We start from the raw sequence: 13,242 nt of genomic DNA, 5'->3' as shown, positions 1-13,242 counted from the left end.
TCACGATGAAGACGATTCCCAAAGAGGATCAGATTTTCCAGCCTGTCACGCGACATAGGACAAATTCCTGACCGTGACTTTGTCGCCGAAGCTGCGATCTTCCCCCTCGTGGGGGAGATGTCCGGCAGGACAGAGGGGGACGCGAAGGAATGCGACGTTTCGAACCTGACGATTGTCCGCGAGAAATCCCATGCCACGCTATGCCACCATCATCACCGGGGATGACGGCCTTGAGGTCGTCAGCGCCATTGGCGAATTCGAGGGTGCGGCACCGCAGACGCGGCTCGGCCGGATCGAGCAGGTCGCGCCCGGCGTGCTGATCGGCATGGTTCGGGACGCGGCCGGCGGCTTCGCTTTCCCGCAGGCGACAATTCATAGCGGCGCCATCGGCCTCGCCATGGCGGGCCTGAAGGATCTGCCGGGCGTCGCAAAACCTGCCCGGCGGCCGAAGGGCGCCAGGAACGTCAGGAGGAAATCCACCCGCTCGAAGAAGAAGCGGGTCCGGTCGGTCAAGTCCGTGCCGTCGAAGGCCAAGGCCGGCGATGCCGAGGCGGTGACGGGCCATGGCTGACGAAACCGCCGCAGTGCCGGCGCGCGGCAAAGGGCGCAAGCCGGCCGCCAGCCGGAGCGCAAGCCCGGAGGCCGCGCCGGAGACCCGCCGCAAACGCCCGAAGAAAACGCTGGGCGACGACTTTCTCGCCGCCGTGCGCGCAGATTTCCGCGCCCATGGCGCCGGCGTCATCGCCGAAGTGCGGGCCGACAAGCCTGACCAGTATTTGAAGATCGTGCTTTCGGTGCTGCCCAAGGATTTCGATGTCGCCGTCAACCATCTGGATGCCCTGAGCGATGAAGAGATCCGCAGCCGCATCCGCGCGCTCGAAGCCGCGGTCAAACCGTTCCTCGAAGACATCGCCGGTGGCGGCGAGGACGGAATATCTGGCGCTGCTGGCGGAGCTTGACCGCAGGCGTCGTACCAACCAGCTTGCCGCCTACCGGCCCTATGCCAGGCAGGCGGCGTTTCACGCGGCAGGCGCCGCCAACCGCGAGCGGCTGTTCATGGCCGGCAACCAGCTCGGCAAGACCCGCGCCGGCGGCGCCGAATGGGCCATGCACCTGACCGGCCGCTATCCCGCGTGGTGGCAAGGCAAGGTTTTCGATGCGCCCGTGCGGCTGTGGGCCGCCGGCGTGACCGGCGAGGGCACGCGCGACAATCCGCAGCGCGTGCTGGTCGGCCCGCCGCAGCAGCAGGCGCAATGGGGCACCGGCATGATCCCGGCCGATGCCATCGTCGACACCATGATGGGCCGCGGCGCGCCGGGCGCGCTCGACAGCATCGTGGTGCGCCATGGCGGCGGCGGCGACGTGCAGGCCGGCGAGAGCGTGCTGTCGTTCAAGAGTTTCGAGAAGGGCCGCGAGAAATGGCAGGGCGAAACGCTGCACGGCGTCTGGTTCGACGAGGAACCGCCGCTCGACATTTATTCCGAGGGCCTCACCCGCACCAACGCCACCGGCGGCATCACCATCGTCACCTTCACGCCGCTGCTCGGCATGTCCGATGTGGTGCTGCTGTTTTTGTCGGCGGCGAAGGTGGAGGGGATGGGGAAGGGGTGATGGAGAAGAAACTGATTGGGGACGAGCGGCATCGCACTTGGCGCTTGCTCCCCTTCGTCGGCGCTGCCCCTCATCCGGCTGCCGCCACCTTCTCCCCGTAATGACGGGGAGAAGGGAGCTGGCCGCAATCTCGGCGCCGATTCTTGAACGTTCGCGATTGGCGAAATCGTCGACAACAGCACCCCTCTCCCCGTCACTATACGGGGAGAGGATGCCGGCAGGCAGGTGAGGGGCGGCGCGACGTTGGTCCGAAAAACGTAGCCTTCACAAGACGCTACATCGATTATCTCGAAAGTGATTCAGGATCCCCCATGTCCCGTCACGTCACCTTCATGACCATAGACGACGCCGAGCATTATTCGCCCGAGGAGCGCGCGGCGATCGTTGCCGCCTATCCCGCGCATGAGCGCGAGGCCCGCGCCCGGGGCATTCCGGTGCTGGGGTCCGGCCGCATCTTTCCGGTGGCGGAGGAGCTGATTGCCTGCGCGCCGTTCCGGCTGCCGCGCTACTGGCCGCGCATCGGGGCGCTCGATTTCGGCTGGGACCACCCTTCCGCCGCGGTCGAGCTCGCCTGGGATACGGAGGCCGACGTCGTCTATGTCGCCAAGGCCGCGCGCGCCTCGCAGCAGACTCCCGCCATGCAGGCGCTGACCCTGAAGCCTTGGGGCGAATGGCTGCCCTGGGCGTGGCCGCGCGACGGCCGCCGCGAAACGCTGGAAGGGGCGGGCACCGCGCTCGCCAAGCAATATGCCGCGCACGGGCTGAACATGCTGTCGCGCCACGCGCAATTCCCCGACGGTTCGGTCTCGGTCGAGGCCGGGCTGATGGAGATGCTCGACCGCATGCAGTCCGGCCGCTTCAAGGTGTTTTCGACGCTTGTCCCCTGGTTCGAGGAGTTCCGGCTCTATCATCGCAAGGACGGCCAGGTGGTCAAACTTCGCGACGATTTGATGGCGGCGACGCGTTATGGCGTGATGATGCTCAGGGAAGCGGTGGTCGATCCGGCGGAGTTCAGGACTGCGAGACGGGCGAAGGGGCAGAGCGATCCGCTGGGGGCGTTCAGGTGAGGGCGGAGGGCTCTTCGGAGCGTCGCGGCAGCGCAATTCCCGCTGGAGGAAACGGGCGCTCCGGCGCCGGCCCGATAGCCCGCGCTGCGATGTCCCTGCGGGGCCTACTCCACGATTTTCCAATATGAATCCTTGCGGATCACCTTGCCGTCGCGAAACGTGTAGAAGTCGCAACCCCTGACCTCCTTTTTCTCCCCCTCGCGGGTGGTACCTGTGAGGATCCATTTCGAGATGCCGGTATTGGCGGTCGAATCCACAAAATGCTCGGCGTTGCCGTAGTGGACATCGGGCAAGCCTTCAAAGCGTGTCGCCAGTGCTTGCCGTACGTTTTCCTTGCCCTCGAAACGAGAGCCCCAAGGATTGCCTCCCCTCGGCATCTCCAGGATGCAGTCGTCGGAAAAGAACGCCATGATGCGATCGAGATCGTGCGCGTTGAAGGCCTCAGATATCTGCGTCAGCGCCGATCGAATGTCCATTCGCCCGTCTCCCTTCAATTGGATGACCGATGTTTTGCTCCCGCATTCTATGGTCGAAGTAGGTCACCGGAGAGGAGACCGGTCAAGGGCGTGAATTTTTCACGCGGCACTCACACAGATGAACCTTATCCCCCGGGCTCTGGCATCCGCATGACCCTCCGCATCATCCCCGCGACCCTGCGCGATCTCTCCTATATCGCCGCCAATTTGCGGCCCGAGGATCGCGCCGAGATCGATTGCCAGCTCGACTACTGGTCGCCGGCGCTGCTGGCGCTCACCGCGCTGCAAGGGTTTGCCTATGTGGCCGAGCTCGGCGGCAATCCGGAGGTCGGCTTCGGCGCGGCCGAACAGCGGAGCGGGCTTTGGATCGCCTGGAGCTGGGGCACGCGCCGCATGAGGCGCTGCGTGCCCGGGATTACGGAGTTCTTTCACGCGGTGCTCGGTCCGCAAGTTTCCGCCCGCGGTGCCTGGCGGGTCGAGGCGCGGGCGCTGGCCGGCAATGAACTGGCGCTGCGCTGGCTTGCGCGGCTGGGCGCCACGCAACGTTGCCTGCTGCCCGGATATGGCCGGAACGGCGAAGATTTTTTCCTCTACGACTGGACAAGAGAAGGCTGGAACCATGTGTCTGTTTCAAAAACCACCGGAACTGAAGCCGCTGCCGGCAGTGCCGACGGCCGGGGATAAGGACGTGCAGGCGCGCGAAGCAGCACTTCGGGCTGAGCTCGAACAACGCCAGGGCACGGCCAGCACCATAAAGACCGATCTGGCGCCCGGTAGCCTCGCCGGCCAGCGCCGCGTGCTTTTGGGGGTGTAACCATGACCGCGATGAAGCGCAGTTTTCGCCGGCGCGTGCTGGACTGGTGGTATTGGAGACGGCATGCAAGGTTGGTGAAGCGGCGTGGCGGGTGAACGCTGCCAATCTCCCCCACGAGGGGGGAGATTGGCAGCTTCCACCGCTCATCCCTTCTTCGCGAACGCCCAGACCATCATCGGGTATTCCTCGTCGTTGCTGAGGTCCCGCCACAGGCCGTAGGCGCGGACCGGGCCGCCTATGTGGGCGCGGGCGCAGGCCTTGTTGCCCCAGCCGAACGCCTGGACGTTGTCCTCGGCGAAGCCGCCATCGACCATCAGCTGCTTCAGGCCGGCCGGCGTCCACCTGTTGTAGTCGTGCGGCCTGGCGTGTACGCGAAACAGGAAGGGCGTCGCCACCATCGCCCAGCCGCCCTCGCGGGTCATGGCGTGGATGTTCCGCGCCGCCGCCTGCGGCCGCTGCACATGTTCCAGCACCTGGTCGGCGATGACGATGGAATATTGCTCGTCGGTGCGATCCTTGCAGATGTCGAAATCGGGGAAGTCGACCGAGCGATAGTTGGGGCACATCGCCTTCCAGTAGCGGTTCCAGCCGGGCGAGATCTCGATCACGTCGCGCGATTTGCGGTTGGCGGCCGTCAGGAAAGTGGTGAAGGCTTCGATCTGGCGGATGCGCAGCCAGTTGCGGGAATCATAGCCGATGAGCCGTTTAACGGTACGTTTGCTCTGGTTCTTCAGGGCGGCAAGGCTTGTCGTCGTCACATCGACCTCCTGCAAAACCCCGCCGCGAGGCGTTCCTAGACCAAGAACCGCGCAAAAGGATGACATCGTCGGCTGAAGCTGCCGATCTCCCCCCTTGAGGGGGAGATGTCGCCGGAGGCGACAGAGGGGGTCGCCTCGCATGAAGCGCTAACCTCCTTCTGTTGCAGAAGGCCGAACCCGGTCGATCCGACCCCCTCTGGCCGCTTTGCGGCCATCTCCCCCTCAAGGGGGGAGATCCCCCAGTTTTAACGAGGCCCCCATGACCAGCGATTCCCGCGCCCGCGACATTCTTTCCCGCCAGTCCGAACTCGAGAGCGAGCGCGCCGCCTACGAGCCCGTGTGGGAGGCGGTGGCGGAGTTCTGCGATCCCGATGCGCCCGATATCCTGTCAGGGCGCGGTGCCCGCCGCGGCGACAGCCAGGCCGAGCGGCAGGAGCGGCGCGGCGCCCGTGTCTACGCCAACACCATCAACTCGGCCGCCAACCGGCTGGCCGCCGGGCTGGAAAGCCTGATCATCCCGCAGTCGGAGAAATGGCACGGGCTGACCACCGCCGAGATGGACGACGAGGAGACCGACGAGGAAAAGGAATGGGCGGAAAACCTGCGCGACTTCCTGTTTTCGCTGCGCTACTCCGCCAATTCCAATTTCGTGCCGGCGACGCAAGCCTGCCTGCGCAATGTCGTGCGCTACGGTCCGGCCTATCTCTATGCCGAGGAAGGTTTCGGTTCGACGCTGATCCGCTACGCCTCGATCCCGGTGGTGGAAGGCTATCTCTCGCGCAACCGCTGGGGCCAGGTCGACATCTTCCACCGCCGCTACGAACGCACCGCGCGCCAGGCGGCGCAGCTGCTCGGCTACGAAAAACTGCCGGCGCGCATCAGGACGCTGGTCGACGATCCCGCCAAATGCGAGGAGAAGATCGCGCTCATCCAGTGCATCCAGCCGCGTGACGAGCGCCGCATGTACCGCTCGGGCGGAAGCTACCGCTATCTCGACGCCGCCTTTGCCTCCTACCACGTCATCGAGGACGAGGAGGAGATCGTGCGCGAGAGCGGGTTTCGCACCTTCCCGGTATCGGCCTTCAACTGGCGCCGTTACGAGGGCGACGCCTATGGCATCTCGCCGACCATCGAAGCCTTGACGACCGTGCGCGAGGAAAACGCGGTACGCCGCTCGGGCCTGCGCGCGCTCCAGCAGATCACCGATCCGCCGACGGCGTCGAAGGCCAGGCTCGACTACGTGCCGGTGCTCGATCCGGGCGAGAATTATCCGGGCCTCATCGACGACAATGGCAGGCCGCTGATCGCGCCGATCACCACCGGGCAGAACCCGAGCTACGCCTTCGACTATGCGGCGAGCCGGGCTGAGGAAATCCGCGACATGATGTTCGTCAACCTGTTCCAGACCCTGGTGCAGAACCCGCAGATGACCGCCACCGAGGCGCTGATCCGCCAGGAGGAGAAGGGCGCGCTGCTCGGACCGTCGGGCTCGATCATCCAGGCGGGCTTTGCCACCAATCTCGACCGCGAGCTCGGCATATTGGAGGACAAGGGCCTCTATGACGAGGACAGCCGCTTCCTGCCGCCGGCGAGCCTGGCGGGCAAGGCGGTGCGGCCGACCTTCACCGGTCCGCTCGATGTCTTGCGTCGCTCGGCGGAAGCGCGCGACACCATCCAGCTGGTGACCACGGCCATGCAGATGGCGCAGTTCGACCCTGATGTGATGGACAATATCGACAGCGACGAGGCGCTCAAGATCGTGCAGAGCGCCGGCCGCAGCCCGCAGCGCATCTTCCGCCGCAAGGATGAGGTGGCGGGCCTGCGCGACGCGAGGGCCAAGGCCAGCCAGGCGCAGGCCGGCATGGCGGCGATCGCCACCGCCGGCAAGGTGGCCAAGGACGCGGTGCCGGCGGCCGTGCAGGCGCGCGACAGCGGCCTGCTCGAAGGCCTGCAAGGCATGCTGCAGGGCGGCACCGCCGATGGGCCGGCACCTGATGCCGGCGCCCAGGGCGCGATGCCGGCCGGACAGCGCGCATGAGCCGCAAACGCTTCGCTCACGCGTCGCAAAGCGGCGGCCCCGCCAAAGCGCGCGAGGCGCTGGCCAAGGCGTATATGCGCGTGTTTTCCGGCGAGGACGGCGAAATGGTGCTGGCCGATCTCGCGGCGACGGTCGGCTATTTCAGGCGCCCGTCATACGGCGAGTGGATGGCGCGGACCAGAACCCCCAATGGCTTCGAGCTGCACAGCGCGCTCAGCAACGCGCGCGCCGAAGTGGTGCAGCACATTATGGGGTTCCTGACGCTGGACGAGGCGCAGCTCGTGGCGCTGGAAAAGGCGGCACGGGAGGAGGAGAGGTGAGGCGCTGAAGCGCCGATCTCCCCCCTTGCGGGGGGATGCCCGGCAGGGCAGAGGGGGGCGCTGTCCCGCCGGCCTTGCCGTGTTCATCGCACGGCGATCAAATCACGAGCGGTCGCTCAAGCCGGGCCCTAGACGACAAACATATGGCCATGTTCAAAGTTCGGCAGCGACCGAGGTCGGCGCTCTACGGCGCCCCCCTCTGTCCTGCCGGACATCTCCCCCACAAGGGGGGAGATCGGCGGTCTGGCCGCCGGTGATTCAATAATTGCCGTTGTAGTACCGGTCGTCGCAAGGCGCGGTGTAGATGCGGCCGTAGCGGTCCTGGTAGCGGCAGAGCTGGTCGCCGCGGCGCTGCGGGGTGGTGGCCGAGCCGACGACGGCGCCGAGCAAGGCGCCGCTGGCCGCGCCGATGACCGTGCTCTTGGTGTTGCCGCCGATGGCCTGGCCGACGAGGGCGCCGCCGGCGCCGCCGATCAGCGCACCGGTTCCGGCCCGCTGCTGGCCTTCCGTCTGCGCGCAGCCCGCCAGCGCGGCGATCATCAAAACGGCGGCAGTTGTTTTGTGAAGGTTCATGTGACGTCTCCCTTAAAGATTTGAAATCCCTATCGATCGTCCCGTGCGGCCGCATTGCGGCGGAACGGCGGCACAGGCTGTCACGATATAAGACATGGTTTCTCGGGCGTTGATGAACCGGGAGGCGAAACACCTCCTTCGAACAAGGCGCTAGCGCCGATGCCTGTCAAAATGATTCAGCCTGAGCGGTCCCGGCCGTGTCTGGCCGCCCTTCCTGCCGCGTAGACCGCTCCTCACCCTCACACAAGGACGATTGGCGGCGCCACCAAGCTCACTTTCAACCTAACCCTCAAAAGGAACATCACATGACAGATCTGGCAGATGCCGGGTCCGTGGTTGCCTCGTCGCAGCCGGCGGGCAACCCGGAACGGCCACCGGCAGGCGCGGATAACGGGTCCGCCGGGCTTGCCGGCAAGAGTTGGTTTGACGGTCTTTCCGAAGGCAACCGCAAGCTTGCTGAAGCCAAGGGCTGGACCAAGCCTGAAAGCCTCGATCGGGTTTTCACATCCTATGCGGAGCTGGAGCGGCGGCAGGGCGAAAGCCTGCGCGTTCCAGCCAGGGACGCGCCTAAGGAAGACTGGGACAAATTCCATGCCCGGCTGCCCGAGGCGATGCGTCCGCTGACATCGCCCGAAAAGGTCGAATACCGGCGGCCCGACGGCCTGCCGGAAAGCTTCGCCTATTCGGACGAACTCGCCCAGGCGTCCAAGGCCTGGGCGGTCGAAGCCGGCGCCACGCCGAAGATCGCCCAGGCCTATCATGACAGGTTCGTCGGCTACATGGCCGAGCAGGCGGCGGCCCAGCAGGCAGCGCTCGCCCGCTCGGTCGAAGCCACCCATGACGACCTCGTCAAGGATTGGGGCCCGGCCGACAGCGATGGCTTTCGCCAAAAGCTGGAGGTGGCCAACCGGGCGATGAAGAAGCTCGGCCTCGTCGATGCCTACAAGCAGAAGGGCATCCTTCTGCCCGACGGCGCCCTGACCGATCCGCAGATCGCCAGGGCCTTCCAGGCGATCGGCGAGGCGATGTTCCGCGAAGACACGATCGACGCCGACGCGGCGCCGCGGGGGCAAAACCCCTTCCGGCGCAACGCCGCCGGCGAGCGCAACGTTTCGGCCATTTCAGCCCTTGTCAAAAGCGACCCTCAACGCGCCCGGCGGCTGGCCAGGGAAGCGGGCGAAAACCCGGATCTCTGGATGCCGAACAACCCGCTCTGATCCCGACGCATCAGCCGCCGATCAATCTCTCAAAGGAAAGACAAAATGGCAGACGCCTATACCCGTATCGCGGACGCGATCGTTCCGTCCGTTTATGCCCAATACGCTTTCGAGGAGCACGTCCAGTCGCTCGAAATCTACCAGGCCGGCATCCTGTTTTCCGATCCGGCCATCTCCTCGAAACTGTCGATGGGCGGCCGTTCCGTCGACATGCCCGGCTGGAAGGACCTCGGCAACGATCCGTCCGAGCCGGTCAATGACGACCCGGCCGATTCCATCGAGATGAAGAAGATCGGCTCGCGCCGCGAGGTCGCCGCCCGCAATGTCCGCGCCCAGGCGTGGGGCGTTCCCGACCTGACCTCCATCCTGGCGGGCGACGATCCGCAGAAGCTGATCGTCAAGCGGCAGACCGAGTACTGGCAGCGCGCCAACAAGCTGACCTTGATCGGCATGCTCAAAGGTGTCGTCGCCGACAATCTGGCCAATGACGGCGGCGACCTGGTGCGCGCCACCGGCACCTCCATCGTCGACACCGACATCATCGAGGCGGCCTACCTGATGGGCGACCGCGCCGACAAGTTCCGCACCCTCTGGATTCATTCCAAGCAGATGAAAGCGCTGAAGCTCGCCGACCTCATCGACTATGTGCCGTCCTCGCAGCAGGGCGGGCCGCTCATCCCCTATTACATGGGGCTGCGCTGCGTGGTCGACGATGACATCCCGCAGGCGGCGGGCGTCTACACCGCGTTCATGTTCAAAGACAAGGCGATCCTGTGGAACGAGCTGCCCGTCAACACCGAAGGCGGGCCGCTCGAGTTCGACCGCAAGCCGCGCCAGGGCCATGGCGGCGGGGTGACGGAAATGGTCGGCCGCCGGCATTTCGTGCCGCATGTGCCGGGCACCCGCTTCCTCGACGCCTCCACCGCCGGCGAATTCGCCACCGACGCGGAGCTGGCGCTGGCGGCGAACTGGGACCGCACCGCGTCGAGCGTCAAGACCATGACGTTCATCGCTCTGAAGACGACCGAGGCATAGGGTTTCGTCTCCCGGGAGGTGGGCCAGGCCCACCTCCTTCCTGCGAGCGCTGGCGCTTGAACATTGACGCCAACCGTCGATGCCGGCGCTGCCCCTCATTGCCCTGCCGGGCATTTCTCCCCGTGAACGGGGAGAAAGACGCACTTCCCCCAATCACAACCCACGGAGGCCTTACCCATGGCCATAACCCCGACCGACATCGCCAATATGGCGCTGGCAGTCCTTGACGAGGCGCCGATCGACAGCCTTGACGAGGACATTAAGGCCGCGCGCTTGCTCAACATGCATTTCGACCTGACCCGCGAGGCCGAGTTGACGAAATACGCCTGGGTGTTCGCCATCCTTTCGGCATCCCTGGCCGGCAGCGATACCGGTTCCGGCGATTGCACGCTGAACTGGGTCTATGAACTCCCCGTCGATTGCCTTCGCCCGCTGCCGCTGACCCACAATGGCGAGCCGGACGGCATCGCGATCTCGTGGCGGCAGGAGGCGGGGCTGGTCTACAGCGACCGGGCGGGACCGCTCACCATCCGCTATGTCGCGAACCTCACCGACCCCAACGACTGGGACGCGCCGTTCACCGAAGTGCTGGTGGCGGCACTCGCCATCAAGATCGCGCATCCGCTGACGCACAAGGCCGGCATGATCGACATTGCCCGTTCGGCCTACGACCGCGCGCTGGACGCCGCCTTCACCGCGCAGGCCATCCAGCGCGGCGGACGGCTTTCGACATCGAGTTGGGCGCGGCAGCGCGGCGACAGCCGGTTTTATGCGGGGGCCATGCGCTGATGGCGACGCTCTATCCGGTCCAGGACGTCTTCACCCGCGGCGAGATCTCGCCGCGCCTGCATGCGCGCGCCTCGCTCGATCTCTACCGCGCGGCGCTGTCGAAATGCGAGAACTTCGTCACCCTGCCGCATGGCGGCATCCGCAAGCGCGGCGGCACCCGTTTCGTCGGCGAAGTCAAGACGTCCGCCAAGGCGACGCGGGCGATCCCGTTCATCTTCTCGGCCGACCAGGCCTACATGCTGGAGTTCGGCAATCTTTACATCCGCGTCTACGCCTATGGCGCGCGTGTCGGCACGGTCGAGGTGGCCTCGCCCTATCTTGAAGCCGACCTGTTCGATCTCGACTATGTGCAGTCCGCGGACCAGATGTGGATTTCCCACAGGGACTATCCGCTCAAGGTGCTGACGCGCACCGCCCATACGGCATGGGCGCTCGACGACTACGCGATCGACGACGGGCCCTATGACGACATCAACGATACGCCGACCACGCTGACGCCCGCGGACTATGGGGCGCTGACGCCGAAGATGACGTCGAACACCGCGCCTTCCGGCACGGTCTCAGGCATGGGCGGGGCAGGGGACGCCTTCCAGCTTTTCGACAAGGCGACAGAGACGGACAGCGGCATCGCCGGTGCCACCAACGGCTCGGTCACCTACCAGCTTGCCGGTGGCGCGCAGGCCATCGTCGAAAACTACTATCTGACCGCACGCACCGGCGGAACGGTCGACCGCACGCCGACTATCTGGGTGCTTGAAGGATCGAATGACGGCGCGACATGGGTGACGCTCGACAGCCGCACCGGCGAGACCGGCTGGTCGGGCGGCGAAACCCGCTACTACGAATTTCTGAACAAGCTGGCGTTCGAATATCACCGCTTTACTTGGAAGGCGATCAACGGCGCCTCGGACAGCGCGTTTTCCGAACTGAACCTCAACCGGGCGGCGGCCAGCCAGACGCCGTTCGACCTCACGGCGTCATCGACCGCCGGCATCAACGGCGGCGCCGGCTTCCAGGCTTCGGACGTCGGCCGGGCCATTCGCCTGCTTGCGTCCGACGGCCGCTGGCGCTGGGCCAAGATCACCAGCCGCACCAGCGCCACGGCGGTGAAGGTCCAACTGCATGGATTTGCCCTGCCGGACCTCAGCCCGATATCCCGCTGGCGCCTGGGCACGCTTGTGCCGGGGAAATATGTCGAAAGCGGATCGCTCTACGAGGAGCGCCTGGCCTTCAGCCGCAAGTTTTCCGTCTACGCCTCGGCAACGGGGGATTTCAACAATTTCGCATTGGGCGAGAAGGATGACGACGCGCTGGAATTCCTCCAGGCCGGCGGCGGCCAGGCGAACGACATCACGTGGATCGCGGAATCGGACGGCGCGCTGCTGATCGGGACGCTCGGCGGCGTCCGCGCGCTCTCCGGCTCCGGCATCGACGAGGCATTGACGCCGTCCTCGTTCAAGAACCGGCGCTCGCGCACATCGGGCTGCGCCCGCATCCGCCCCGTCGATGCAGGCCAGTCGTTCCTCTATGTCACGCGCTCGCGCCGCTCGATCGCCGAGCTGACGCAGGCTTCGACCGGCCGCTTCACCTCCGACGATATCGGCCAGATCTCCGAGCATATCGCAAAGCGTGGCGTGGTCGAGCTGGCGTTCCAGACCGACCCCGACCCGATGCTCTGGTTTCCGCTCGATAATGGCGAGCTCGGCGGCTACACCCACCAGCCCTCGCAGGAGGTGCGCGGCATGCACCGTCACCGCCTCGGCGGAACCTTCGCCGGTTCCGGCTGGGCGGCCGTCGAAAGCGCTGTGGTGACGCCCGGCCAGGATGGCGTCGACGACATCTGGCTGATCGTCAGGCGGACCATCGGCGGCGTGACCAGGCGCTATATCGAGATCATGACGGCGCCGTTCGAATATGGGGCGCTGGAGGACGCCTTCCAGGTCGATTGCGGCCTGACCTATTCGGGCGCCGCCGTCAACACCGTGTCCGGGCTTGCCCATCTCAACGGCGAAAAGGTCGACGTGCTGGCCGGCGGCAAGGTCTATCGCGGGCTGCCGGTCGCCTCCGGCCAGGTGACGCTGCCCGGCGGCGCCGTCGCGGCCAGATGGCAGGCCGGGCTTGCGTTCCAGTCGCAGGCCGACACGCTGGAGCTCGACGTCGCCGGCCGGGACGGCTCGATCCTCGGGCGGCGCAAGAAGGTGGCGGGTGTCATCCTGTCCCTGCTCGAGACCGACACGACAGGGCTTCAGGTGCAGTCGCTGATCCGCGGCCGCTGGGAAAGCGTGCGCATGCCCTCCCTCGTCGCGCCCGACGGCAAGGCAAGCCTGTTCACCGGCAATGTCGAGGTGCCCATCGACGACAGCTGGGAAGGGCAGGGCCGGGTGCGGATCCGCCACGTCAACCCGACGCCCTGCACGATAAGGGCATTTACGCCGGTGTTCGACGCCGAGCCGTAGGGCGAGCTGGCGTTCCTCGCCCACCAAGTGGGGAGAGGTGGCTCGGCGAAGCCGAGACGGAGAGGGGATGGCGCCGAGCTGTGCCGGA

12 protein-coding genes and 2 pseudogenes are annotated in these 13,242 nt (G+C 66.0%); 11 read left to right on the top strand and 3 right to left on the bottom strand.

Annotated features, from left to right (window positions below):
- Window positions 1–190: 190 nt before the first annotated feature.
- The 4 genes and pseudogenes from LB545_RS25775 to LB545_RS25760 form a co-directional block, all read left to right on the top strand.
- A complete protein-coding gene (locus LB545_RS25775) occupies window positions 191–571 on the top strand; it encodes a hypothetical protein (RefSeq protein ID WP_140521518.1) in 381 nt (126 codons plus the stop codon).
- Window positions 564–959, top strand: coding sequence for a hypothetical protein (locus LB545_RS25770; RefSeq protein ID WP_140521519.1), 396 nt, complete (start codon window positions 564–566; stop codon window positions 957–959). Before LB545_RS25775 ends, LB545_RS25770 begins: the two co-directional genes overlap by 8 nt.
- Window positions 847–1,575: pseudogene (locus tag LB545_RS25765) on the top strand (terminase large subunit domain-containing protein); the annotation flags it as partial. The gene LB545_RS25770 and the pseudogene LB545_RS25765, both read left to right, overlap by 113 nt.
- A 305-nt stretch (window positions 1,576–1,880) precedes the next feature.
- Window positions 1,881–2,678, top strand: a pseudogene (locus LB545_RS25760) (terminase large subunit domain-containing protein); the annotation flags it as partial.
- 104 nt (window positions 2,679–2,782) lie between these two features.
- Here LB545_RS25760 and LB545_RS25755 read toward each other — a convergent pair.
- Complete coding sequence (locus LB545_RS25755; RefSeq protein ID WP_140521521.1) at window positions 2,783–3,154, bottom strand: nuclear transport factor 2 family protein; 372 nt, start codon at window positions 3,152–3,154, stop codon at window positions 2,783–2,785.
- Window positions 3,155–3,304: 150 nt separating this feature from the next.
- Here LB545_RS25755 and LB545_RS25750 point away from each other — a divergent pair, with 150 nt between their 5' ends.
- Window positions 3,305–3,838, top strand: coding sequence for a hypothetical protein (locus LB545_RS25750; protein ID WP_140521522.1), 534 nt, complete (start codon window positions 3,305–3,307; stop codon window positions 3,836–3,838).
- A gap of 273 nt (window positions 3,839–4,111) precedes the next feature.
- Here LB545_RS25750 and LB545_RS25745 read toward each other — a convergent pair whose 3' ends face one another.
- Window positions 4,112–4,726, bottom strand: a complete 615-nt coding sequence (locus LB545_RS25745) for a class I SAM-dependent methyltransferase (protein WP_224519113.1) — start codon at window positions 4,724–4,726, stop codon at window positions 4,112–4,114.
- Window positions 4,727–4,985: 259 nt separating this feature from the next.
- On the opposite strand from LB545_RS25745, the gene LB545_RS25740 reads away from it, so the two are divergent.
- Together LB545_RS25740 and LB545_RS25735 are read left to right on the top strand one after the other, a co-directional pair.
- Window positions 4,986–6,764, top strand: a complete 1,779-nt coding sequence (locus LB545_RS25740) for a portal protein (protein ID WP_140817838.1) — start codon at window positions 4,986–4,988, stop codon at window positions 6,762–6,764.
- On the top strand, window positions 6,761–7,084 hold the full coding sequence (locus LB545_RS25735) for a hypothetical protein (RefSeq protein ID WP_140623028.1): 324 nt from the start codon (window positions 6,761–6,763) through the stop codon (window positions 7,082–7,084). The genes LB545_RS25740 and LB545_RS25735 overlap by 4 nt, the downstream gene beginning before the upstream one ends.
- Window positions 7,085–7,342: 258 nt before the next feature.
- On the opposite strand, the gene LB545_RS25730 is transcribed toward LB545_RS25735, so the two are convergent.
- Entirely contained in the window at window positions 7,343–7,657 is a 315-nt protein-coding gene (locus LB545_RS25730; protein ID WP_140521524.1) for a YMGG-like glycine zipper-containing protein, read from the bottom strand.
- Between the two features lie 305 nt (window positions 7,658–7,962).
- Between LB545_RS25730 and LB545_RS25725 the strand changes: the two genes are divergently transcribed.
- The 4 genes from LB545_RS25725 to LB545_RS25710 all read left to right on the top strand — a co-directional run bounded on the left by LB545_RS25725 (window position 7,963) and on the right by LB545_RS25710 (window position 13,154).
- Window positions 7,963–8,874 carry a hypothetical protein gene (locus LB545_RS25725; RefSeq protein ID WP_224681706.1) on the top strand — a complete coding sequence of 304 codons (912 nt, stop codon included), beginning with the start codon at window positions 7,963–7,965 and terminating at the stop codon, window positions 8,872–8,874.
- A gap of 45 nt (window positions 8,875–8,919) precedes the next feature.
- On the top strand, window positions 8,920–9,909 hold the full coding sequence (locus LB545_RS25720) for a Coat protein (RefSeq protein WP_140567611.1): 990 nt from the start codon (window positions 8,920–8,922) through the stop codon (window positions 9,907–9,909).
- Between the two features lie 177 nt (window positions 9,910–10,086).
- Window positions 10,087–10,698: a hypothetical protein gene (locus LB545_RS25715; RefSeq protein WP_140499954.1), complete on the top strand. Its 612-nt coding sequence runs from the start codon at window positions 10,087–10,089 to the stop codon at window positions 10,696–10,698.
- Window positions 10,698–13,154, top strand: a complete 2,457-nt coding sequence (locus LB545_RS25710) for a hypothetical protein (protein ID WP_224706041.1) — start codon at window positions 10,698–10,700, stop codon at window positions 13,152–13,154. Before LB545_RS25715 ends, LB545_RS25710 begins: the two co-directional genes overlap by 1 nt.
- The last annotated feature ends 88 nt before the right edge of the window (window positions 13,155–13,242 follow it).

The sequence above is a fragment of the Mesorhizobium sp. BR1-1-6 genome, from assembly GCF_020165355.1.
GTDB lineage: Bacteria > Pseudomonadota > Alphaproteobacteria > Rhizobiales > Rhizobiaceae > Mesorhizobium.
This window is presented reverse-complemented; position numbering and strand designations above follow the sequence as displayed.